20 protein-coding genes are annotated in these 25,116 nt (G+C 40.9%); 2 read left to right on the top strand and 18 right to left on the bottom strand.

What is annotated here, in order from left to right:
• Window positions 1–47 precede the first annotated feature (47 nt).
• From nrdE to atpD, 18 genes are all read right to left on the bottom strand, one after another.
• Window positions 48–2,153, bottom strand: coding sequence for a class 1b ribonucleoside-diphosphate reductase subunit alpha (nrdE, locus tag I6J02_RS04930; RefSeq protein WP_201680701.1), 2,106 nt, complete (start codon window positions 2,151–2,153; stop codon window positions 48–50).
• Entirely contained in the window at window positions 2,113–2,520 is a 408-nt protein-coding gene (gene nrdI / locus I6J02_RS04925; protein ID WP_201680700.1) for a class Ib ribonucleoside-diphosphate reductase assembly flavoprotein NrdI, read from the bottom strand. Before nrdI ends, nrdE begins: the two co-directional genes overlap by 41 nt.
• Before the next feature lie 31 nt (window positions 2,521–2,551).
• Complete coding sequence (locus tag I6J02_RS04920; protein WP_003000813.1) at window positions 2,552–2,785, bottom strand: glutaredoxin family protein; 234 nt, start codon at window positions 2,783–2,785, stop codon at window positions 2,552–2,554.
• A 535-nt stretch (window positions 2,786–3,320) separates the two neighbouring features.
• Entirely contained in the window at window positions 3,321–3,839 is a 519-nt protein-coding gene (locus I6J02_RS04915) for a DUF2911 domain-containing protein (protein WP_201680699.1), read from the bottom strand.
• Window positions 3,840–4,386: 547 nt separating this feature from the next.
• Window positions 4,387–5,709 carry a threonine ammonia-lyase IlvA gene (gene ilvA, locus I6J02_RS04910; RefSeq protein WP_236582297.1) on the bottom strand — a complete coding sequence of 441 codons (1,323 nt, stop codon included), beginning with the start codon at window positions 5,707–5,709 and terminating at the stop codon, window positions 4,387–4,389.
• Between the two features lie 83 nt (window positions 5,710–5,792).
• Complete coding sequence (locus I6J02_RS04905) at window positions 5,793–6,959, bottom strand: 2-isopropylmalate synthase (protein WP_115168656.1); 1,167 nt, start codon at window positions 6,957–6,959, stop codon at window positions 5,793–5,795.
• Between the two features lie 34 nt (window positions 6,960–6,993).
• Window positions 6,994–8,067 carry a 3-isopropylmalate dehydrogenase gene (leuB, locus tag I6J02_RS04900; protein ID WP_201680698.1) on the bottom strand — a complete coding sequence of 358 codons (1,074 nt, stop codon included), beginning with the start codon at window positions 8,065–8,067 and terminating at the stop codon, window positions 6,994–6,996.
• 1 nt (window position 8,068) lies between these two features.
• On the bottom strand, window positions 8,069–9,535 hold the full coding sequence (locus I6J02_RS04895) for an ATP-binding cassette domain-containing protein (RefSeq protein ID WP_201680697.1): 1,467 nt from the start codon (window positions 9,533–9,535) through the stop codon (window positions 8,069–8,071).
• Window positions 9,535–10,119 carry a 3-isopropylmalate dehydratase small subunit gene (gene leuD, locus I6J02_RS04890; RefSeq protein WP_003011456.1) on the bottom strand — a complete coding sequence of 195 codons (585 nt, stop codon included), beginning with the start codon at window positions 10,117–10,119 and terminating at the stop codon, window positions 9,535–9,537. The genes I6J02_RS04895 and leuD overlap by 1 nt, the downstream gene beginning before the upstream one ends.
• Window positions 10,120–10,139: 20 nt before the next feature.
• Window positions 10,140–11,537, bottom strand: a complete 1,398-nt coding sequence (gene leuC / locus I6J02_RS04885; RefSeq protein WP_201680696.1) for a 3-isopropylmalate dehydratase large subunit — start codon at window positions 11,535–11,537, stop codon at window positions 10,140–10,142.
• A 94-nt stretch (window positions 11,538–11,631) separates the two neighbouring features.
• A complete protein-coding gene (gene ilvC / locus I6J02_RS04880; protein WP_115168659.1) occupies window positions 11,632–13,113 on the bottom strand; it encodes a ketol-acid reductoisomerase in 1,482 nt (493 codons plus the stop codon).
• A 35-nt stretch (window positions 13,114–13,148) separates the two neighbouring features.
• On the bottom strand, window positions 13,149–13,622 hold the full coding sequence (locus I6J02_RS04875; RefSeq protein WP_201680695.1) for a DinB family protein: 474 nt from the start codon (window positions 13,620–13,622) through the stop codon (window positions 13,149–13,151).
• 2 nt (window positions 13,623–13,624) lie between these two features.
• The gene (gene ilvN, locus I6J02_RS04870) at window positions 13,625–14,215 is read right to left on the bottom strand and encodes an acetolactate synthase small subunit (RefSeq protein ID WP_003000779.1); all 591 of its coding nucleotides are present in this window, start codon (window positions 14,213–14,215) and stop codon (window positions 13,625–13,627) included.
• A 1-nt stretch (window position 14,216) separates the two neighbouring features.
• On the bottom strand, window positions 14,217–15,965 hold the full coding sequence (gene ilvB / locus I6J02_RS04865; protein ID WP_201680694.1) for a biosynthetic-type acetolactate synthase large subunit: 1,749 nt from the start codon (window positions 15,963–15,965) through the stop codon (window positions 14,217–14,219).
• A gap of 58 nt (window positions 15,966–16,023) precedes the next feature.
• Entirely contained in the window at window positions 16,024–17,724 is a 1,701-nt protein-coding gene (gene ilvD, locus I6J02_RS04860) for a dihydroxy-acid dehydratase (RefSeq protein WP_201680693.1), read from the bottom strand.
• Window positions 17,708–18,598, bottom strand: a complete 891-nt coding sequence (locus I6J02_RS04855) for a branched-chain amino acid transaminase (protein WP_201680692.1) — start codon at window positions 18,596–18,598, stop codon at window positions 17,708–17,710. Before I6J02_RS04855 ends, ilvD begins: the two co-directional genes overlap by 17 nt.
• A gap of 402 nt (window positions 18,599–19,000) precedes the next feature.
• Window positions 19,001–19,249, bottom strand: a complete 249-nt coding sequence (gene atpC / locus I6J02_RS04850; RefSeq protein ID WP_003011440.1) for an ATP synthase F1 subunit epsilon — start codon at window positions 19,247–19,249, stop codon at window positions 19,001–19,003.
• 119 nt (window positions 19,250–19,368) lie between these two features.
• Entirely contained in the window at window positions 19,369–20,871 is a 1,503-nt protein-coding gene (gene atpD, locus I6J02_RS04845; RefSeq protein WP_115168662.1) for a F0F1 ATP synthase subunit beta, read from the bottom strand.
• Window positions 20,872–21,303: 432 nt separating this feature from the next.
• Here atpD and I6J02_RS04840 point away from each other — a divergent pair, with 432 nt between their 5' ends.
• Together I6J02_RS04840 and I6J02_RS04835 are read left to right on the top strand one after the other, a co-directional pair.
• Window positions 21,304–21,456 carry a hypothetical protein gene (locus tag I6J02_RS04840; protein ID WP_201680691.1) on the top strand — a complete coding sequence of 51 codons (153 nt, stop codon included), beginning with the start codon at window positions 21,304–21,306 and terminating at the stop codon, window positions 21,454–21,456.
• Window positions 21,457–21,707: 251 nt separating this feature from the next.
• Window positions 21,708–25,019, top strand: a complete 3,312-nt coding sequence (locus I6J02_RS04835; RefSeq protein ID WP_236582296.1) for a SusC/RagA family TonB-linked outer membrane protein — start codon at window positions 21,708–21,710, stop codon at window positions 25,017–25,019.
• Window positions 25,020–25,116 lie beyond the last annotated feature (97 nt).

Genomic DNA, 25,116 nt, shown 5'->3' with positions numbered 1-25,116 from the left:
TGTCGTTGATATTCAGCTTCTGTATGAGTTAAGTACTTTTTAAACTTTTATGCTGAACATGATACACACTCATCAATAGTAGATTTACGTGTACGTGTATAATAAAGGGATTTCAATCCTAATTTATGTGCATAGATATAATATTTTGCCAGATCACGTGTCGAATCTTTCGAGTTCGTGTGAAGGATAGTAGATACTCCCTGATCAATATGACGCTGGATAACCGAGATCAGACGCAATACTTTCATCTGGTCCATATCGTATGCCGATTTGAAGTAGAAGTAGTTGTCGTTTGTCAGGTATGGCATCGGATAGTAGGTTGTACTGTCTCCGTATTCACGTACTTCAATAATATCTACAATCGGCATTACTGATGCAGTCGCATTCATGATATATGATGTAGACTGGTTAGGTGCGATTGCCAGACGGTAAGCGTGGTATACACCATGTTCTTTTACCTGTTCTTTCAGTTGTGCCCAATCTTCAATAGTAGGGATATGCATACCTTCGAATAGTTCTTTGACTTTGTCCGATTTAGGCATATAGTCTCTGTTCAGGTATTTGTCGAAATAAGTACCGTCTGCATATGCTGATTTTTCACATCCTACAAATGTTCTCTGACGTTCTTTGGCAATTTCCATAGAGGCTTCCAAAGAATAGTAGTTCATCATCATAAAGAACGTATTCGCAAAATCTAATGCTTCATCAGATTCGTACATGATAAAGCTTTTTGCCAGGAATCCGTGCAGATTCATTGCTCCCAGACCTACCGAATGTAATTCGCGGTTTGCTTTGGCAATGGACGGAACCATTTCGATATCTGTTACATCAGATACAACTGTCAGGGCGCGCATTGCTGTTTTAACAGTTTCTTTGATGCGTTTGTTGTCCATTACTGTTGCTACGTTCAACGAGCCCAGGTTACAGGAAATGCCATAACGGATGGTATCTTCTTTACCATAGATGTTGATATCTGAAACTTCTGATACCTGCATGATCTCTGTACACAGGTTAGAGAATTTCACTTTACCCAATCCGTTCAGGGCATGCTCACGATTTGCATTTTCCTTGAAGAAGATATAAGGATATCCGGATTCTTTTTGCGTTTGTGCAATTTTCACCAGTAAGTGACGTGCATTGATTTTTTTCTTCTTGATGTTTGGATTGGTAATCAGTTCCTCGTACATCAGATCCATATCTAATTCGTCCAGATACTGACCATACTCCTGCATTACGGTATGCGGATAGATCAGGTAAGCTGCTTCGTCTTTTTCAGCCAGTTCCATGAATTTATCAGGAACGATGATACCGATAGACAGCGATTTGATACGTACTTTTTCGTCAACGTTGATCTTTTTACAATCCAGAAACTCTTCAATATCCGAGTGGAAGATATTCAGGTATACGGCTCCGGCACCAGGACGTTGTCCTAACTGGTTAGCGTATGAGAACGTGTCTTCCATGATCTTCATGATCGGAAGTACACCTCCTGCTCTTCCTTCCACACCTTTGATCGCTTCACCACGAGCACGGATTTTGGAAATATTGAAAGAGACACCACCACCGATTGATGATAATTTCATTGCAGAATCTACAGCATAACCGATACCGTTAAGGTTGTCACCGATTTCATCAAGGAAACAGGATACCAGCTCTCCGGAACGTTTTTTACCGGCATTCAGGAAAGTCGGGGTAGCAGGTTGATATTCCTGATTGATAAATATCTCGGCATATTCGATCGCTTTAGCGACACCTTCTTCACGTGCTAAGAATAGCGCTACCGCCACTACGCGGTCTTCGTAACGCTCCAGGAATTTTTCACCTGAATCATCACGCAGTGCATAACTCTGAAAGAATTTGAATGCACTCATGAAGGATTGAAAGCGGAATTTCTTAGCGTATACAAAATTAAACACCTCTTCCATTTGTTCGAATGTGAACCATTCGTAAAAATTGATGTAGTAATTCTGTTCAATCAGATAATCAATCTTCTCTTTCAATGTATAGAAGAATACCGTATTCTTGTTTACATATTCCAAGAAATAGGCGCGTACAGCTTCTTTGTCTTTATCTAAGCTATACTCGTCATCATGTTTGATCATGATTTCATTATTAAGCAATATCCAGCTTTTTGCTACCTCGTTCGCTATCATAGTTATGATTCTTTATGATGTCAATAAATTGATTAATATCTTCCATCGTTCCTGACAATTCAAATTTGAATGCCAGTGGGATGTCAAAGTCTGCAGCTATTTTGTCTGCTGCAAGACCGAAATTTCTACCCCAATTGCGGTTTCCGCTAGATGTAACGGAGTTGATCATTGCAGATGCTCTTTTCATAAATAACAGCGTCTGCTCCGGGACTTGTCCGAAATTGGTGGTAAACGTGACCAGATGTCCGGGTTCTTTTACTTCCAGATCTTCTGAGATCTTATGTCCCTGCCAACCGGTGATCTGGGTCAGCTTGTCCATAAAACGTTGTACGTTGCCGGTTTTAGAGTCGTAGTAGATGTGTACCATAGCAGTATGTGGTTTAGATTATACCTGCTATTTATTGTGCAATAGACGCTAATTCTTCCGGCTTAAATCCAATGATACGGCTTTTAATCTCTTCGTCTTCCAATACGATGACGGTAGGAACAGTACGAACTTTAAACTTGACAGCTAACTCTGGCTGATCAAAAGGATTGATAGTCTCGTACTGAATACCTTTCTGATCGAGGTATGCCGATACTTGTGCACATGGTGCACAGTCATTTTTTTCAAATTTGATGATTCTTGCCATGATATTAAAGTTAAAAGCCAGACCTTCACTTCAGGTGATAAGTTAGTGTCTGAAGATGATGAAAACGTATAGTCAGGAGGGTATTTCCTCTTGACCTGAACAAATATCAACTATTTTAAATAGGAGGGGTAATGATACTTTTCCACACTAGATCAAAACAAACTGTATAAACTGCGTTCCTGTGTTTGTTTTTTGTAGTAACCGTTTGTTTTTCAGTATATATATAGAATGTGGATAACTTTAAAATTAATTTTGTGGAGTAATTTCTACAGGTAAAACTTGTAAAAATTGATGACAAAATATAGACAAAAAAACGCAGTTAAAATTCGGTTTTTTGCTGTTTTTTTTGAATACTAAATTTAAGATGAGATTTGCAATACTTTTATTTAGAAAAGTACTTTTTTGATGATTTTTTCAGGCGATCTGAAAAGTTTCCCGAAGAGGTTGAGAAAAAGTACAGAAGAGAAGAAAATGAACAGCAGGCAAAAAGATATCAAGATTTTTTTGCCTGCTGCTTTTATTCATGTGAGTCAGATTATTTGACGGCTTTTACTGTAAACGGAACGGCGTGCTCGCCCCAGATTAACTGTACTTTTCCGGATTTATCTGCGCTGATCTTAAACTGTTCCTGTGCCGCATCTGCCGCGGTAGGCGTAACATCTACACGGAGCGCATCTTCACTCTGCTCATATTTAGTACCCCACTGATTCCAGGTTTTGTTAAAGATCAATGTGATCTGCTGTTCTCCGGGAATGCTGTAAAGGCTGTATTTTCCGGCAGGGAGTTCCTGACCTTCTATGGATACATCTTTATTGACTTCAAAAGTGGTGGCTTCATTCGCTCCTGTGCGCCATACTTTGCCTATTGGTGCCACATCGACACCGATCTGACGACCTTTCAGTGAAGGCCGACTGTAATTTACAGCTATTGTAACGCCGTCGTCTGTCGTGATTCTGACACTGTCCGGAGGACTTGGACGTTTGCTCTTGTCTGTCTGCCCGAATGCTGTAGCACCCAGTAATACGAAGAATAATAAGATTGCTTGTGTTTTCATAGTGTTCTAATATACAGTTTGATAGGTTGAAGTTAAGAAAATATTTTTAAGATCAGATCATTAAATTTTTGTACACGAAAGAAACATATGGCTGTGTTACTTTGTTATAACTTTTTTCTCCTTTAGAAGGAGAGATGCCTGAAGGGCAGAGAGGTTAATTATAAAACTGCAAAAACCTCACCCTAACCCTCTCCTTAAAAAGGAGAGGGAATTGGTTTATCCAATAATAAAAAGAGAATTGTATGAAATGGAGCTATCCAACTGGACAGCCTCAATTCTATTGTATTGGCCTTGTTATAACTTTTCTCTCCTTTTAAAGGAGAGATGCCTGAAGGGCAGAGAGGTTAATTATAAAACTGCAAAACCTAACCCTAACCCTTCCGACATGTCGGAACAGGTTCTCCTTAAAAATGAGAGGGAATTGGTTTATGAAATAATAAAAAGAGCGTGTATAAAAAGTCAAGTCAAACTTTTTGAGAATCGCATAAAATGGGGCTATCCAATTTTGGACAGCCCCATTATTTATTAACAAAATGTCTATTGTGGATCAAACGAGATATTCGAACAATGTCTGGTCTTTATTGACTTCTATAACATCAAACTTATATTCTTTCATCCTGTCAATAAGCGATTGATAATCTTCAGGTTTGTTGAGTTCTATACCTACAAGAGCAGGCCCTCTTTCACGTTCTGTTTTCTTAATAAATTCGAAACGTGTAATGTCATCTTTCGGACCTAAAACCTCGGAAACAAAGAGTTTCAGTGCTCCCGGACGTTGCGGGAATCTGACAATAAAGTAGTGTTTATATCCTTCATAAAGCAGAGAAAGTTCTTTAATTTCACTCATCCTGTCAATATCATTATTCCCTCCTGAGATAATGCAAACTACTTTTTTGCCTTTTATTTCTTCTTTATGAAATTCTAATGCTGCTACGGAAAGGGCTCCTGCAGGCTCTACTACAATGGCGTCTTTGTTGTAAAGTTCAAGTATACAGGTGCAGATTTTTCCTTCCGGTATAGAACGCGTATCATCAAGTAGCTGACGGGCTATTTCGAATGTTGTCGCCCCAATTTTTTTGACTGCGGCTCCATCAACGAATTTGTTGATCTGACCTAGTTCCACCGGCTCTCCGGCGCTTAATGCGGCTTGCATAGAAGGAGCTCCTTCGGGCTCAACCCCAAAGCATTTGATCGCATTGTTCTTTCCTTTGAGGTAGTGACTCACACCTGCTGCAAGTCCTCCGCCACCTATAGGAATAAAAACAACATCCAGATCAGGAAGCTCCTGAAGTACTTCTACGGCTACGGTACCTTGCCCCTCTATTACTTTGAGATCATCAAAAGGCGGAATAAAGGTCATGCCATGCTCTTCTGCATAGGTCAATGCTGATTTTTGACAATCATCAAAGGTATCTCCAGTTAATACAATCTCTACATTGCCATTTCCCCACATTTCAGTTTGTGATATTTTCTGCTTCGGAGTAGGTCCGGGCATGAATATTACGCCTTTAATATTGAGTTTCCGACAGGAGAAGGCAACGCCCTGCGCATGATTGCCGGCGCTTGCACATACGACACCACGGTTTCTTTCGTCTTCCGAAAGGCTGACGATCTTATTGTAAGCACCACGTAATTTGTAGGAACGGACGATCTGCAGATCTTCACGTTTTAAATAGACTTCGGCTTGGTATTTTTCAGAAAGATGTTGATTGTATTGTAATGGGGTTCTGTTAACCACATCTTTTATCTGTTCTAACGTCTGTTCTGAGTTTATGTTTAGGGTTGATAGATCGAAACTCATTGTATAGGTGAAAAGTAAAAAATAAAAAGTCAAGGTTGACGGATTGTAAAGATTACCGTCATTGTGCATGTACTCCGGCAACTGTTTAAAGTAAGTTCTTTAAGGAGGTTGTCGTATATGTTACACAATGACGATTATAGTTTCATCTGTTTTTAACCTTGCTTGGAAGTGACCAGTGTGACTAAATCTTCATCACAAATGTCTTTTTTTGCATCAGCCAGCACTAAAAAACGTTGGTAAGTAAGTGCTAATTCTTCTTTTTCCAGTTGATAGCCAAGGCGTTCCAGGTGGTGTTTCAAGGCGTGACGACCTGAGCGAGCTGTCAGGATAATGTCGGCCTCTAAAAGTCCTACATCTTCCGGACGGATAATCTCATATGTTTCTCTGTGTTTAAGGAAACCGTCCTGGTGAATACCTGAACTGTGTGCAAATGCATTACGTCCTACGATAGCTTTATTCGGCTGTACAGGCATGTTCATCATTTCACTTACCTTTCTGCTGATGTAGGTAAACATCTGGCTATTAATGTTGGAAGTCAGCCCTCCAAACACCTGGTTGTGCACTTTCAGTATCATGGCTACCTCTTCCAGAGAAGTGTTTCCGGCACGTTCACCTATACCGTTGATGGTACATTCTACCTGACGGGCACCGTTTTGTACAGCAGCGATAGAATTGGCGGTAGCGAGGCCTAAATCGTTGTGACAATGTGCAGAAATAATGGCCTGATCAATATTCTTTACATTTTCTTTTAAGAATTTGATCTTCGCGCCATACTGATCAGGCAGACAATATCCGTTTGTATCCGGTATATTGACGACAGTAGCACCTGCAGCAATCACGGCTTCTACCATTTTTGCTAAGTATTCCAGGTCTGCACGTCCTGCATCTTCCGCATAGAATTCTACATCTTCCACATAGGATTTGGCATGTTTGACTGCAGATACCGCGCGTTCCAGAATTTCTTCACGTGTGCTGTTGAATTTATATTGGATATGCAGATCTGATGAGCCGATACCTGTATGAATACGTGGTCTTTTTGCAAATTTCAGCGCCTCAGCAGCCACATCGATATCGTTTTTATTGGCACGGGTCAGTGCACATATAATGACATCGTTTACTGCTTTTGACAACTCGACTACGGATTGAAAATCACCGGGACTGGATACTGGAAAACCGGCTTCGATAACATCGACGCCTAGTTTTTCCAAATCTTTGGCAATTTCAATCTTTTCAGGTGTCGTTAACTGACATCCCGGTACCTGTTCGCCATCGCGAAGAGTCGTATCGAAAATGTATAAATGATTTGGATCGTGTAACATACTTTTAAGTTTTTATGTTTGACCTTGATTAATTCTATTTAATAAACTCTAATACCTTTGCACCCATTTCTTTCGTGCCCAATAGTTTGTCTGCAGGCGTGGAAGCATTTGCAATATCTCCTGTTCTCCATCCCGCTTTGAGGGTGTCAGCTACAGCCTGTGTCAGCTCTTTCGCTTCTGTCTGAAGACCAAAACTGATGTCTAGCATGAGCGCTGCAGAGAGAATAGAAGCCAGGGGATTCGCTTTGTTTTGTCCGGCGATGTCATGTGCCGAGCCATGTATAGGTTCGAAGAAGCCAGTGCCGTCTCCTACAGATGCAGATGCCAGCATGCCCATTGATCCTGCGATCTGAGAAGCTTCGTCTGTCAGAATATCTCCGAAAAGATTAGCTGTAAGTACAACATCAAATTTTTTCGGATTTTTGACAAGCTGCATCGCTGCATTATCGATAAACATATGTTCAGTCTCTACGTCCGAATATTCTTTTGCCAGCTCCTGTACGACTTCTCTCCACAGACGGGAGGTTTCCAATACGTTGGCTTTGTCTACGGAGCACAACTTTTTGCTACGGGTACGCGCTGCTTCGTACGCTTTACGTGCTATACGTTCTACTTCGTAGCGATGGTAATTCATCAGATCTGATGCAAATGTGTTGTCTTCGTTTCTTTTTTTCTCTCCGAAATACACATCTCCCGTCAATTCTCTGAAAAACAGAATGTCTGTTCCGCGTAACACTTCAGGTTTCAGACTGGAAGCATCTAACAGTTCGTCGAACAGAAGGATAGGTCGTAAATTGGCATACAGACCCAATTCTTTTCTGATCTTTAACAGCCCTTGTTCAGGACGCACTTTTGCTGAAGGGTCATTATCGTATTTAGCATGACCGATAGCTCCGAAAAGAATAGCATCACTGGATTTTGCTTTTTCCAGAGTTTCTGCCGGCAGTGGATCGCCAGTTGCTTCAATTGCTGTATGACCCATAATGGCTTCATCGAAGACGAAATCGTGTCCATACTTTTGTGCAACTTTCTCTAATGCTTTCTTACCCCAGGTCGTGACTTCCTGACCAATCCCGTCTCCAGGGATAATCAATATATTTTTTTTCATGTTATGCGTTTTCTAATGCTGTTTCTACAGCTTTTACTTTTCCGTTTTCTAAAATTATTCTGTTGTCAATACAGGAAGGCAGTTGTGTCTCAAAATGCCCGACATAGATCAGTGTATTGCCATGCGAACAGAGTTCATCTACAATTGCATTGAATTGTTTGGTCTGTTCATAATCCAGACCCTGACAAGGTTCATCCAGAATCAGCAGTTCGGGATTCTTGATGATGGTTCGTGCCAGCAATACTAACCGTTGTTTGCCTAACGGGAGCGTAGACAGCAGCTGATTTTTGTATTCTTTTAAATCAAAAAAAGCTAAAATCTCATCTACTTTTCTTTGTTTTTCGAAGCTCAGATCCCGAAATAATCCTACACTATCAAAAAATCCGGATGCTATGCTTTGCCATACTTTTGCGGTTGCGTCAAAGTACCAATGCACCTCAGGAGAAATAATCCCTAAGTGTTCTTTAATTTCCCAGATGCTTTCACCTGAGCCTCTTTTTTTACCAAAGAGGGTGATATCATTGGCATAGGCCTGCGGGTGGTCACCATTGATCAGACTGAGCAGTGTTGATTTTCCGGAACCGTTATGTCCCTGCAACAGCCATTTTTCTCCTGTGCGGACTTCCCAATCTATATTTTTGAGAACTTCTTTTTCGTCGTACCGGATGGTCACATTGCGCATGCTTACCATGATGTCTGATGTGACTTTAGGAGGTTGTTGCAAAAATCCTGGTAGAGGTTTGCTGATACGTTCAGCCTCTCTGGAGATTTCTGAAGCGCTGCTTCGACTTTCTAACTTTCCTTCTTGTATTTCGGCGAAACGATTGATACAGTCCGGATGTTCTTCATCGTTGGAGATCAGGATCAGCGTGACTCCCTTAGAAGCCAGCTGATTGAATACATTATTCAGTTCATGGCGGGACTGTTTGTCCAGACCAGTATAAGGCTGATCTATAATCAATATCTGCGGTTGCAGCCACAGAGCTTTTATCAATTGGAGTTTTTTGTGTTCTCCGCTCGATAATTCGATTAATTGTGTGTTTTTCTGGTTTTGAAAACCAAATTTACGGAGGTAAACTTCCAGATCTTCAGGATTCAGATTTTCCTGTTTTCCGTAATGCATAAATTCGGCATATACGGTCAGTGTATCGTTGCCCTGATGTTTGTTGTATCGTTGCTGATAGTAAAAATTACGGTCTCCTTCTAGATTGGTAAACTGGTACCAGTTAGAGACGTATAGTGTTTTTGCAGGAAGGAGGCTGGCGCTGTCAAAATGAATGTTGACATTTCCGCTGAATTGTACCTGATCAGCAATAGCTAATGCTAAGGTTGTCTTACCGGATCCGCTTTTTCCTCCTATTAACCAATTTTCGCCCTGTTCAATTTGCCAATTCAAACGCTGCAATACCGATTGATTAGGGTATTGGACAGTTAAATTGGCAATATGGACGACAGGATTTGACATCATTATTTTGATAATTCGTATTTTTCGATCAATTCTTTTTGGTTAAGGATAAAGTCAATATCATCGTAACCGTTGATCAGGCAGGACTTTTTGTAAGGATTAATTTCAAAAGAAGTCTGTGCTCCGTTTTCTACTAATGTGACGGTCTGATTTTCAAGATCTACAATGACTTCTGTATCCGGATTTTTGGTTACTGTTTCAAAAATCGTTTCCAGAAACTCATCGGATACCTGAATCGGCAGTACCCCATTGTTCAGCGCATTTCCTTTGAAAATGTCGGCAAAGAATGAACTGATGACAACATCAAATCCATAATCTTGTATAGCCCATGCTGCGTGTTCACGGCTGGAACCGCAACCGAAGTTCTTACCTGCAACCAGAATTTTTCCTTTATAAGTCGGATTATTCATCACAAAATCTGCTTTTGGCTGATTATCGCTGTCGAATCTCCAGTCGCGGAATAAGTTATTTCCAAAACCTTCTCTGGTCGTTGCTTTCAAAAAGCGGGCAGGGATGATCTGGTCTGTATCGATATTTTCAATAGGCAGAGGAACTACCGTTGAATTTAGTTTTTCAAATTTTTTCATCTGTTTTTTATTTTCCAGCCTTAAATTAATTCCCGGACATCACTTATTTTTCCTGTTACTGCTGCTGCTGCTGCTGTAAGAGGGGATACGAGCATAGTGCGGGCATTCGGTCCCTGACGACCTTCGAAATTACGGTTGGAGGTAGATACACAGTATTTTCCGGCAGGAATTTTATCTTCATTCATTCCCAGACAGGCACTGCATCCCGGTTCACGTAACTGGAAACCTGCAGCTTCAAAAATTTTATCCAAACCTTCTTCGATGGCTTGTTTTTCTACTTGTTTTGAGCCCGGTACAATCCATACTTCCACACCTTGCGCTTTTTGTTTTCCTTTTACAAATGACGCTACTTCACGCAGGTCTTCTATACGGGAATTGGTACAGCTTCCGATAAATACATAATCTACAGGTTTGCCTAATACCGGAGCATCATCTGCAAATCCCATATATTCCAGCGCTTTTTTGTATGAAGGTTGTTCTGTTTCCGGCTGTGCTGTAGTAGGAGGAATGCTTTCACGGATACCCATACCCATGCCCGGATTTGTACCGTAGGTAATCATAGGGGCAATATCTTCTGCTTTGAAGGTCAATACGCTGTCGAATTGGGCATCTTCATCGCTGTATAAGGTCTGCCAGTAGGCTAATGATTTGTCCCATTCTTCACCTTTAGGCGCAAATTCACGACCTTTTATATAATCAAAAGTAGTCTGGTCCGGGGCTATAAGTCCGCCACGTGCTCCCATTTCTATACTCATGTTACAGATGGTCATCCGTGCTTCCATGCTTAATTCACGGATTGCAGAACCAGCATACTCGATAAAGTAACCTGTTCCACCTGCAGCAGAGATTTTAGAAATGATGTAGAGGATGATATCTTTTGCACCAACACCGTTTTGCAAGGTTCCGTTCACCTCGATTTTCATCGTTTTTGGTTTTTGCTGTAACAGACATTGTGTTGCAAATACCTGCTCCACCTGAGAAGTTCCGATACCAAATGCAATTGCTCCGAAAGCTCCGTGCGTAGAGGTGTGACTATCTCCACAAACCATTGTCTTGCCCGGAAGGGTAATACCCAGTTCCGGTCCGATCACATGGACGATTCCCTGAAAAGGATGTCCCAGTCCGTAAAGCTGAATTCCAAATTCTGCACAATTTTTGGATAGCATATCCACCTGATAGCGGGATAATTCTTCTTGTATAGGCAGATGCTGATTGAGTGTTGGGACATTGTGGTCGGCAGTAGCTACCGTTTGTTGTGGCCTAAAGACAGGAATACCTCTTTTGCGCAAGCCGTCAAAAGCCTGAGGAGAGGTAACCTCGTGGATCAAATGGGTATCTATGTATAGAATATCCGGAAATCCTTCTTCACGCTTGACGACATGTGCGTCCCAAATCTTTTCTACTAATGTTTTTGACATTTCTCGTTCTCTCTTTAATTTTATCAATTTAATAAGGGGTGAAATTCGAATTTTGTAATTTCACCCCTTATTTAATAGTCTAAATTACAAAAATTTAAACAGTTTTAATTGTTTTCATCGCCGTCATTGCTTTTCTTAGCACTGCACCGACGATTTCTACAGGGTGCGTACGGATCGCTTCGTTCACTGCGATCAGCTCTCTGTTGTCTACTGCACCATCTTTACCTTCATTGTAATTCTTTCCAATAATGTCTGTATTAACTGTTTTCATGAAATCAGCTAATAATGGTTTACAAGCATGATCGAATAAATAACAACCATATTCTGCTGTATCAGAGATTACTCTGTTCATTTCGAATAATTTTTTACGTGCAATTGTATTAGCGATCAAAGGAGTTTCGTGTAAAGACTCGTAGTATGCAGATTCAGGTTTGATTCCGGCTTCTACCATTGTTTCAAAGGCCAGTTCAACACCGGCTTTGATGTATGCTACCATAAATACAGCATTATCAAAGTACTCCTGCTCTCCGATTTTGACATCTCCTGCAGGTGTTTTTTCGAATGCAGTTTCACCTGTGGCTGCTCTCCATCCTAATAGATTTTTGTCATTGTTAGCCCAGTCTTCCATCATGACACGGCTGAATTCTCCGGACATAATATCATCCTGATGTTTCTGGAACAACGGGCGCATGATTGTTTTCAACTCTTCAGCAATATCAAATGCTTTGATCTTAGCCACGTTACTCAATCTGTCCATCATCGCTGTAACACCACCTTGTTTTAAGGCTTCTGTGATGACTTCTACTCCATATTGTACCAGTTTGGATGCGTATCCTGCATCAATGCCTTTTTCGATCATTTTGTCGAATGAAAGGATAGAACCTGTCTGTAGCAAACCACAAAGAATCGTTTGCTCACCCATAAGGTCAGATTTTACTTCTGCAACAAATGAAGAACGTAATACTCCGGCACGGTGACCTCCTGTACCTACACAGTATGCTTTTGCTTCAGCAAGACCTTTTCCCTGCGGATCATTTTCCGGGTGAACGGCGATTAATGTAGGAACACCAAATCCTCTCAGGTATTCTGCACGTACTTCTGATCCCGGGCATTTAGGAGCGACCATAATAACAGTGATGTCTTTACGGATCTGAGTTCCTTCTTCTACGATGTTAAAGCCGTGAGAATAAGATAATGTTGCTCCTTGTTTCATCAATGGCATTACTGCTTTGATAACAGAAGTATGTTGCTTGTCTGGTGTAAGGTTAATGACAACATCAGCTGTAGGGATCAGTTCTTCATAAGTTCCTACAGTGAAGTTATTGTCCGTTGCATTTTTCCAGGAGTCTCTTTTTTGCTCAATTGCTTCTTTACGTAATGTGTAAGAAACATCTAAACCGCTGTCTCTCAGATTCAGTCCTTGGTTTAAACCTTGAGCACCACATCCCACAATTACCAATTTTTTACCTTTTAAAGCCTCTACACCATCAGCGAATTCTGTGCTGTCCATGAATTCGGCTACGCCCAATTGGTTCAATTGTTCTCTAAGTGGTAATGTGTTGAAATAATTTGCCATTGTTTTAATTCTTTAATATTTTGTTATTAGGTTGTTTACTTATTTTTGATCATTCGGCGTTGAGCCATTGCATATCCCCAATGAAGATTGTCATGTGCAAGTGTCACCGTCAGTACTTCTTCTATTGTACTCATTTCGGTGCCATATGTACTTGTCGAGAAAGGTTGTATACTGGAAAATACACCATCATGGTAATCTTTTTCCAGTTTGGAAATGGTTTCCAAGGCATACAGTTTTAACGCTTCGATTTCTTCTTTGGATACAGGATGCGTAGGTTTTGTATCTTTTTTGTAATCCTCATTGTATGCTATAGAAGAAGCGTCAGGCAGTATCCCGGTTCTGACATAGCATAGGGATTGTGTGCTGACTACGATGTGACCAAAGTTCCAGATGATATTATTATTGAATCCCTGAGGAATAAAGTTTAGTTCTTCGGTTGTCAGGGAATCAATAAGGGCTAAAAATAGCTTACGGGTCTGAATGATATAGTGAAAAGTATGTGCTATCATGATTACATAGTAAATACGTTGTCTCTCTGATCCAGATATTCGTTCTCCACGATTTCTTCAGAAGGCTGTTTCTTTTCGAATTGTAATAGTTTGGAGTGGAATCCTGCACTATCTTTAATAATTGCAATGCGGGCTCCCCGTACAAACTCGATCAAACCGTATTTGGTAAGCTCTTCCGTTAATTTGTCAATTTCTTCACGGTGACCTGCTGTCTCGAATACTGTATAATCATTTCGGATAACCACAGCAGAAGCACCGTACTGTCTGAGCAGCCTCTCGACTGGTGCTTTTTCAGCAACGATATCTGTCGGTACTTTATAAAGAGCCTGTTCCTGCCAGATCACTTCATCATTAGTATTATAGTATGCCTTTAAGACATCTACCTGTTTTTCCAGTTGACGGCATAATTTGCGTAATACTTCTTCTGTTTCTGTAATGACGATTGTAAACCGGTGAATACCTTCTACTTCTGAAGGAGAAGTGTTAAGGCTTTCGATATTGATTTTTCTTCTCGAAAAGATGGTCGAAATTCTACCGATAAGACCGATAGAATTTTCTGTGTATAAGGTGATGGTAAATTCTTGTTTTTCCATTTTATTTCAATCGAATTTCGGAAACTGATGTTCCTTGTGCAACCATTGGGAATACGTTGTTTTCTTTTCCCACCATTACTTCTAATAGGTATGCTCCATCATGATTAAGCATTGTTTCAAGAGCCTGACGCAGATCTTTTCGTTCGGAAATCTTTTGCCCGTCGATATAATATCCTTTTGCTACTGCCACAAAATCAGGGCTGGTGATATTGACAAAAGAGTAGCGTTTATCGTGGAACAGCTGTTGCCATTGTCTTACCATTCCCAGGAACTCATTATTCAAGATCATAATCTTCACTTTGGCTCCGAATTGCATGATGGTACCCAATTCCTGTAGAGTCATCTGGAAACCTCCGTCTCCTATAATAGCGACCACAGTCTTTTCAGGGGCACCATACCATGCGCCTATTGCTGCAGGCAGTCCGAATCCCATTGTTCCTAATCCGCCTGATGTCACACTCGACTTTGAATTGTTGAATTTGGCATATCGGCAGGCTACCATCTGGTGCTGGCCTACATCTGTTGTGATAATGGCATCACCTCCTGTCAATTCGTTAAGGATATTTATCACTTCACCCATTGTCATTACATCTGTTGTCGGATGTAATTCATTTTGAATGACTTCTTTTATTTCTTCCTGCTCCAGTTGTCTGAATTTTTGCAACCATTCATCATGACGTTTTGTTTCCTGAATCTTTGCGGTTAATAAAGGCAGGCTGACTTTACAGTCTCCCCATACCGGCACCGTGGTTTGTACATTTTTGTCGATTTCGGCAGGATCAATATCCAGATGGACTACTTTGGCCTGTTTTGCATATTTGTCCAGACGTCCGGTTACGCGGTCATCAAAGCGCATGCCTATGGCAATCAGGACATCACACTCATTTGTCATCACGTTAGGCGCATAGTTACCGTGCATTCCCAACATGCCTACATGCAAAGGGTGGTCTGTTTCCAACGCACTTAATCCCATTACAGTAGCCGCGGAAGGAATACCTGCTTTTTCGATAAAGGTTTTGAATTCCTGTTCTGCTTTTCCAAGAATCACTCCCTGTCCGAATAATACGAAAGGTTTCTCTGCACTGTTTATTAATTCAGCTGCTTTTTCGATGTATTCGTTTCTGACTTCCGGTGCAGGACGATAGCTGCGGACATGATTACATTTTTCATATCCTTCATAATCGAATAATTGTAACTGAGCATTTTTGGTAATATCAATCAATACGGGACCTGGACGGCCTGTACTGGCAATATAGAAAGCTTTAGCCAGTGCGTGAGGAATCTCAGTCGCATCTGTTACCTGATAGTTCCACTTAGTGACGGGTGCAGTAATGTTAATGACATCTGTTTCCTGGAATGCGTCAGTTCCCAGTAATGACGCAAATACCTGGCCTGTAATACAGACGACAGGATTACTGTCAATCATGGCATCAGCCAAACCTGTTACTAGATTGGTTGCACCCGGTCCGCTTGTAGCAAATACCACACCTGTACGACCTGAAGTACGTGCAAAACCTTGAGCGGCGTGAATACCTCCTTGTTCGTGGCGTACCAAAATGTGCTTCAAACGATCATTATAATCGTATAGTGCATCATAAATTGGCATAATTGCCCCTCCCGGATATCCGAATACGGTGTCAACACCTTCACATAATAAAGCTTCCAGCACCGCCTGAGAACCTGACATCTGTACCGATTCTTTTGGTGTTGCAGCAGGAGCTTTATTCTCTGTTTTTTCAAGTGTACTCATTACTTATTCGATTAGTTTAAAAGTTTTTAGTTGTTGATTATTCGATCTTCCTGTTGTATTACTGATCTGTAACACAACCTTCGGACGCGTCCGAAACAGTTTTTGCGTATTTGTACAGAACACCTTTGGTTACTTTCAATACAGGCTGTACCCATTTTTCTCTACGCTTAGCTATTGTGGCATCGTCTACTTTCAGATTGATGGTATTATTGACAGCATCTATTTCGATGATATCATCATTTTCTACTAATCCGATCAGACCTCCCTGATAAGATTCCGGTGTAATGTGTCCCACTACAAATCCGTGTGTACCTCCGGAGAAGCGTCCGTCTGTGATGAGGGCTACAGATTTTCCGAGTCCTGCTCCGATAATAGCAGATGTAGGCTTTAACATTTCCGGCATACCAGGAGCTCCTACAGGACCTTCGTTGATGATAACGACTACGTCACCTTTTTTTACAGTACCATCCTGAATTCCGCGGATCAGATTCTGCTCTCCGTCAAAAACACGGGCAGGACCGGTGAATTTCTCACCTTCTTTACCTGAGATCTTGGCTACAGAACCTTTTTCTGCCAGATTACCGTATAGAATCTGAAGGTGACCGCTTGGTTTGATCGGATTGCTCAATGGCTGAATGATCTTTTGATCATAGTCCATGATGGATTTTACGTCCGCAAGATTCTCTGCTAATGTTTTCCCAGTAACAGTCAGACAATCTCCGTGTAATAATCCCTCATCCAGTAAATATTTCAATACTGCAGGCGTACCTCCATATTGATGGAGATCCTGCATCAGATATTTTCCTGATGGTTTGAAATCCGCCAGTACAGGAGTTTCATCACTCATGCGTTGAAAATCATCCTGTGTGATATCGACTCCTACGGCTTTTCCGATCGCGATAAAGTGTAATACGGCATTGGTACTGCCGCCTAAGATTACAATTGCTCTAAGCGCATTTTCAAAAGCTTTACGCGTCATGATATCTGAAGGCTTGATATCTTTTTCCAACAGTGTACGAATGTATTTCCCTGCCTGAAGGCATTCCTCTTTTTTATCTGATGAAACTGCCGGATTAGAAGATGAATAGGGTAAACTCATCCCTAAGGCTTCAATGGCAGATGCCATTGTATTTGCGGTGTACATTCCTCCGCAGGCTCCTGCGCCCGGACAGGTATGCTTGATGATTCCTTCATAGTCCTCATCAGACAGATTTCCACAGATTTTTTGTCCTAATGCCTCAAATGCCGACACAATATTCAGTTCTTCCCCTTTATAATGTCCCGGAGCTATTGTTCCTCCGTATACCATTATAGAAGGACGGTTCAGGCGACCCATAGCGATAACAGCACCCGGCATGTTCTTGTCACAACCCGGGATAGCAATCAATCCGTCATAGTACTGTCCGCCACAGATTGTTTCTATACTGTCGGCTATGACATCACGGCTTACTAACGAGTAGCGCATACCTTCTGTACCATTACTCATACCGTCACTCACACCTATTGTTCCAAAAGTCAATCCTACCAGTTCGCTTTCCCAGACTCCTTTTTTGACCACTTGTGCCAGATCATTCAGGTGCATATTACAAGTATTTCCATCATATCCCATGCTTGCAATGCCGACCTGAGCTTTATCCATATCTGCATCGGTAAGACCGATTCCGTATAGCATAGCTTTGGCTGCTGGTTGTGTTTCGTCTTGTGTAAACGTACGGCTGTATTTATTCATTTGATTCTCGCCGTTAGATGATGACTTCATAGTTTTCGTTCTCTAATACTAGGTTTTTATATCTTCTTTGTATGGAAGCACCGATTGTATGCTCCCAATCTTCTTTATATTCTATGTGATCAACTTGTCTGATGCCTATGATCTCGGCAGCAGTACCGCAGAGGAAGGCGCTGTCTGCAGCATATACTTCTTCTACAGTAAGTGATTTTTCAATGATTTCGAAATTCAGATTTTTACAGATATTAATTACTGTCTGACGGGTTATTCCCGGGAAGGCATCCTGTTGAGGAGCTGTATAGATCCTGAAATCTTTTTCAATAAACAGATTCTCACTTGATGCCTGTACTACGAAACCATTCTGATCCAATAATAGCGCTTCATCAAATCCTTTTTTGATGGCTTCACTGCTGGCCATGATCGAGTTGATATACTGACCGCTGATCTTTGAATTCACAGGGAAAGCTTTCGGATTTGGGCGTTGGATATTGGAAATACACACTTTCAACAGGTTTTGTCCCAGATAAGGTCCCCATTCCCATGCTGCAATAAGTATTTTTGAATCTGTAGCTGAGGTAAGGTGCATATTGGCCCCCGAAAGAACCAACGGACGGATATAGGCTTCCCGCAGATTATTCAGGGCAAGCAGTTCGTAGGTCTTGTCAACCAGTTCCCGATTATTCCAGGTGTACGGGATATTGATGGCTTCACAGGACTGCTGTAGTCTTTCAAAGTGCTGCTCAGCTTTGAAGATCCGGGTTCCGTTATGGGTGTTGTATGCGCGTAAACCTTCGAATGCACCATATCCATAATGTAATGCCTGACCATAGAAATCAACACCTGCCTGGGACGCTTTTACAAAGTCCCCATCTAAGTAGATAAGTGTATTGTTATTATAATATTGCATACCTTATGATTTGCTGTTGTGTTGAATTAAAATACCTATGGATTTATTCCTCATTTTTATCTGTCAAAGGAAGGTACAGAAGATCCCCTCAATTTGATAATTGTAAGATAGGACGAATAAAAATACTAACCAATAGGGTAACTCATTATTTTGAAATAGTTTTTTATTTTGTAATATATGTTTTTACAAAATATAATTTTATTAAAATTTAATTTTTCGATATTATTTAATATTCAAAGTAGACCAAAATTAAAATCGGTATACTTTATGGTTTTTTGCAAAATTTTGATTTTGGTCAATTTTCTTCCTGAAATCGTCATTTTGCTGAATAAACTTCAAAAAAATAAGCCCTTAAAACGACTTGTTTTAAGGGCTTATAAAGTGATTAAAAAATCTTAATTACTATTCTTGTATAATGCCCTCTGCCAGGACAATAATGACATTATTTTTTACTTCAATTACTCCACCTTTAATGTTAAGGACCTCTTCATTGTTTCCAGCCTTAATAATAACCGGACCATCCTCTAAAGTAGAGACAATAGGTGCGTGGTTTTTTAATATTTGAAATGAGCCGGCAGAGCCAGGGACAGTTACTGCTGTAACGTCGCCTTCATAAGCCAACTTGTCTGGAGTAATAATTGTGAGTTTCATTTATTTTAATAGTATTTAGTAGTAAGTATTACGTATTTAGACTTTTTTACATAGTAATTAGCAGCAATTGACTGTTTGTCGGTCGTCTGACTACTAATTACTAAATACTAACTACTTATTTATACTGCTTCTGCTAATAATTTTTTACCTTTTTCAATAGCTTCTTCTATGCTACCTACTAAGTTGAAAGCTGCTTCAGGGTATTCATCGACTTCACCGTCAATGATCATGTTAAATCCTTTGATGGTATCTTTGATGTCTACTAATACACCTTTTAAGCCTGTAAACTGCTCTGCTACGTGGAATGGCTGAGACAAGAAACGTTGTACACGACGTGCACGGTGAACTGTCTGCTTATCTTCTTCAGATAATTCATCCATACCTAAGATAGCGATGATATCCTGAAGTTCTTTATAACGTTGCAAAATTTCTTTTACGCGCTGAGCTGTATTGTAGTGCTCATCTCCTAATACTGCCGGAGAAAGGATACGTGAAGTAGAATCCAATGGATCCACTGCCGGATAGATACCTAACTCTGCAATTTTTCGGGATAATACTGTTGTTGCATCCAGGTGGGCAAATGTTGTCGCCGGAGCAGGGTCAGTTAAGTCATCGGCAGGTACGTATACTGCCTGTACAGAAGTGATTGATCCGTTTTTAGTAGAAGTGATACGCTCTTGCATCAGACCCATCTCTGTTGCCAGAGTTGGCTGGTAACCTACCGCTGAAGGCATACGGCCTAATAATGCTGATACCTCAGATCCTGCCTGTGTAAAACGGAAGATGTTATCGATAAAGAAAAGAACGTCTTTTCCTTGTCCGTCACCTTCACCATCACGGAAGTATTCCGCAACAGTCAGTCCTGATAATGCTACACGAGCACGAGCACCCGGAGGCTCATTCATCTGACCGAATACAAACGTACATTTTGATTCTTTCATCAATTCCTGATCAACAGTTTCCAAAGGCCATTCACCTTTTTCCATGCCTTCCATGAAATGATCACCATATTTGATAATACCAGACTCCAACATCTCGCGAAGCAAGTCATTCCCTTCACGGGTACGCTCACCTACACCAGCAAATACGGAAAGACCACCGTGACCTTTAGCGATGTTGTTGATAAGTTCCTGGATCAATACTGTTTTACCTACACCGGCACCACCGAATAATCCGATTTTACCACCTTTAGCATAAGGCTCTAATAAATCGATTACTTTGATACCTGTGAAAAGAACTTCTGATTCTGTTGACAGGTCTTCAAATTTAGGAGGTACATTGTGAATAGGACGACCATTTGTTTTGTCTAGATTTTTGATCCCGTCAATGGCGTCACCAACAACGTTAAATACACGTCCTTTGATTTCTTCACCAATCGGCATTTTGATAGGAGCTCCTGTGTCTACAACTTTCATTCCACGCACCAATCCTTCGGTAGCGTCCATGGCAATAGTACGAACACAATCCTCACCTAAGTGTTGTTGTACCTCTAAAACGATACGTTGTCCATTCTCTTTCTCGATGTACAATGCATCATAGATTTTAGGAAGATTTTCATTGCCGGCGAAGTTGACGTCAACAACTGGGCCGATAATCTGCGCTATTTTACCAATTTGGGGCATATTATAGGGACTAAATATTTAATAATCAATTACAAAACTCTAAATGAGTCCTATTTTGGACTGCAAAAATAAACTATATCTGCTTAAAAGCAAAACGTTACGCTAATAAAATTCACTTTTTTTTCACAGTTGGTAGATTTGAATATGATTATGACTGAATAGGTTATACAAAAGCCGTTTTCCTGTTATTCGTTCTCTGCCTGTCAGACTTATAAAGCATAGTAGGTAGCACGAATCTTTACATGCATGTGCTAATATAAAAAGTGCGAATAGACTATCATAAAGCTGGTTTCGATCCCCTTTGTCTATTATTTTGTTACAATTTATACTAAAACGTGTAATAAATCTGTTATATAAGGGTTGGTCTGGTTCCGGAAGGAGCCTCTAAACCTGATGCTGATTTACACTTTTTGTATTTATACTATGCTATTTATGATTTCTAAGAAAAACAATCCGAAAAGGAGGTATTCCCACTCTCCAACGATCATGACTTCTGATTTTGTAACTATTGCCCGTACAGGTAGACACCTGTTAAGATTAGGTATCGTAATGAGTTCCAAGCCTCCAAGCGATCTGTTTCTGTGACGTTACCTTTATAAAGGTGTTTCCATTTGTTTTAACGTATTATTTCATTTCAGATTCTTATAAAAATATTTAACGTAATGATTCACTATTTCTATCATGCGCTCTTTTTGACATGTGGTTTTCTTTTTTTTTGTCAAACAGGACGCGCAGACCTTATTGAAAACAAGTATCACAGCCATTATTCTCTCCCGTATTCCTCCTTTGCTGCTGACTCTATTGAGATTCGAGGCAAGGTTACTGACTCCGCCGGAATGGCAATTGAAGGGGTGGTCATTACTGAAAAAGGCACATCAAACACGGGATTAACAGATCCTAACGGCGAATTTAAAATTTCAGCTGATCCTAACGGGATTCTGGTTGTTATAAAATCCGGCTTTAAAAATCAAGAGGTCCACGTAAACAATCAGAGGCTTCTAGAAGTCTCTTTATCCAGTGGTAAGGCTGAGGCCGAAACGGAGGCTGCAACGGATTCGGTACCGCCACAGCAGGACTCTGCTAAGGTCGTTGTCACCCCTGATTCTACCGGAACAGTAAAACCAAATGTAACAGACAGCAGTGCTGTTAAACAGGATAGCAGTAGCCAGGTTGTATCTGGCAAACAGGCTTCGGTATCCGGAATTGTGAATGGCCCGAAAGGACCTTTGCCGGGCGTGACGGTTACTATAGTCGGAACTAATCAGGCTACGAATACAGACGAAAGTGGTAAATTCCAGATCGCTGCCGGCCCTAAGAATAAAATAAAGTTCTCATCGATTGGTTATAAAGCCCTGACGCAAACAGTTGGCAACAGAAAAGACATACAGGTCGTAATGAGCAGTGAAACGAATGTGCTTGACTCTGTACAAGTGGTAGCAGTAGGATATGGTACAATGAATCGTGCTACATTACCCAGTGCGGTATCGAGTATCGGAGCCAATGAAATTAAAGATGAGGTGCTTCCTAGTATTACACAGGCTATACAAGGTAAGGCCGGAGGTGTTCAGGTGACGCAGAAGTCGGGTTCACCCGGAGGCGGAATCAGTATACGGGTAAGGGGAACGACATCCATTAATGCCAGTTCGGATCCGTTGTATGTGGTTGACGGGATTCCGGTTAACAGTACAACAAATTTTACAGGTGGTTCTACCTTTGATTTTGGAGGAGGAACTCAGGGCATAAATGTGCTTTCATCTATCAATCCTTCCGACGTTCAGTCTATTGAAATTTTGAAAGATGCTGCATCTTCCTCTATCTATGGTTCAAGAGCAGCGAATGGTGTTGTCCTCATTACGACCAAAAAAGGTGTAGCCGGACAAAGTGAATTTAACTTCAACATGTATGAAGGTTTTTCCCAGGTACCACGTGAAAGGTATTATGATTTCATGAATACAGAACAGTATCAGGATTATATGAAAGACTATTACAAAATCCTGCAGGAGAAGGATCCGAAAGCAGTTATCCCTGATCAAATATTTTCCAATTCCAATGTGAACACGGATTGGCAGGATGCTATTTTTAGAAATGCAGGTACCCGTAGCTACGAACTTTCTGCAAGAGGAGGAAGCGAGAAGACACAATATTATACTTCAGTTGGTTATATGAAACAGGGGGGTGTACTGCTGGGCTCAGATTTCAATCGCTTAAGTGGTCGTATAAATCTGAATCATCAGCACAGTGACAAACTTAGGTTTTCTACCGCAATCAATCTTACAAGAGCGGTTAACAAACGTGTTCAGGAAGAAAATTCAAAGGAAGGGGCAACCAAAAGCGGAATCTTTTCTCCGCCAAACTTAACGGTGTATGATGCTTCCGGTAATTTTGCATATGATCAGGTGCGCTTAACCCGTGAGAATCCTGTAGCTATGTTAACCCTTCCTACCAATGAAGCTCAAACTTTTCGTGTATTGGCTAACGTGGGAGCAGAATATAATATCATCCCAGAATTATTACTGAAAACCAGTTTTGGTACAGATATTAGCTTTATTGATGAGACATTCTTTATGCCACCGGTAGGACTTCGTTCTTATGCCAGCCAGGGTGGTATAGGTGCCCGCCGCAATACGCGGGATCAGCTTTGGATCAATGAGACTACTCTGACCTATGATAAAGTGTTTGGTGATCATGCCATTAATGCATTGGCTGGATTCTCGGTTCAGGAATCGAGACTGGAGTTTGTGCACGGACAGCGTTCTAACTTCCCGAATAATGATATTCCTTATATTACAGCAGGAGGTGTTGTGACAGGTGCAAATTCTTATCCTGAAGAATGGGCTATCGCATCCGGGTTTGCCCGTGCAACTTATATTTATAAGGACAAATATATCCTGAATGCAAATGTTCGTTCGGATGGATCATCCCGTTTCGGGGCTGACAATCGTTGGGCAATATTTCCATCCTTTGCGGGAGCCTGGAGACTTTCTGAAGAGGAGTTCTTGAAAGATTCCAAAATATTGAATGACCTGAAACTTCGGGCGAGTTGGGGAATTACAGGTAATCAAAATATTGGTAACTATGCCAGTCGCTCCTTATACTCCGGAAACAGCAATTACCTGGGTATGGCTGGTTTTATACCCAATGTACTGGGAGACCGGGATCTGAAATGGGAAACTACACGCCAATGGAATGTGGGTATTGATGCAGGCTTCCTGAATAACAGGATATCGCTGTTAGCTGACTATTATTACAAGAAAACTTCCGACTTGTTAATTGGATTACCCATCCTGACCAGTTCCGGTTACATCAATAGATTTACGAATTCGGGAGATATAGAAAATAAGGGTTTTGAGTTTGAGTTGACAACTAAAAATCTGGTTGGTGAATTTAAGTGGACTACCTCTCTGAATATGACTTTTAACCGAAATAAAGTTTTGGCATTACCAGAGGGACTGAAAGAAATGAGAGGTGGTGTTGGTGATTTAAATCGTGCAATAGTAGGACAGCCTCTAGGTGTATTTTATGGCTGGCAGGCAAACGGTGTAAATCCGCAAACGGGTATGATTGATTATCTGGGACAGGATGGTTCTGCTGTATCTCCTACAGATTATAAGGATCACTGGATGATTGGTGACCCCAATCCTTCATTTTTCGGAGGTATTACCAATAATTTCGCCTACAAAAACTTTGACTTAAGTATTCAGGGGCAGTTTACTTACGGTAATGATATTTTCAATTATAATCTGGCTTCCGGATTGGAAGGCTTTAATCCCAGTTCAAATCAGTTTGTTGACTTTGTAGACAGATGGCGTGCTCCCGGCGATATTACGGATGTTCCGAGACCAGCTCCGGGTGATCTGAGTAACGGAGCAGTATCTTCCAGATTTGTTGAAGATGGTTCCTTTTTCAGACTTCGTAATATCACATTTGGTTACACATTGCCGCCTGCAGTAGCAGAGAAGATCAAGATGAAAAAGCTTAGATGGTATGTCACTGTACAAAATGCATATGTATTTACCAAATACAGAGGTTATGATCCGGAGGTAAGTTCAAGTCATGGAGGAGCAAATACAGGATTAATCTATGGATATGACTACGGAAGTTACCCGCAGCCGCGTATATTCACTACTGGTATTAACATGACTTTTTAATTTCCCAAAGCTATAAATCTGAAATTATTGCAGATCGTAATGCCAGTATCGGTAATAAGCCGGACAGCGTGAAGAAGAGATAACTGCGATAGATTTT

It is taken from the genome of Sphingobacterium spiritivorum (genome assembly GCF_016725325.1).
Lineage (GTDB): Bacteria > Bacteroidota > Bacteroidia > Sphingobacteriales > Sphingobacteriaceae > Sphingobacterium.
This window is presented reverse-complemented; position numbering and strand designations above follow the sequence as displayed.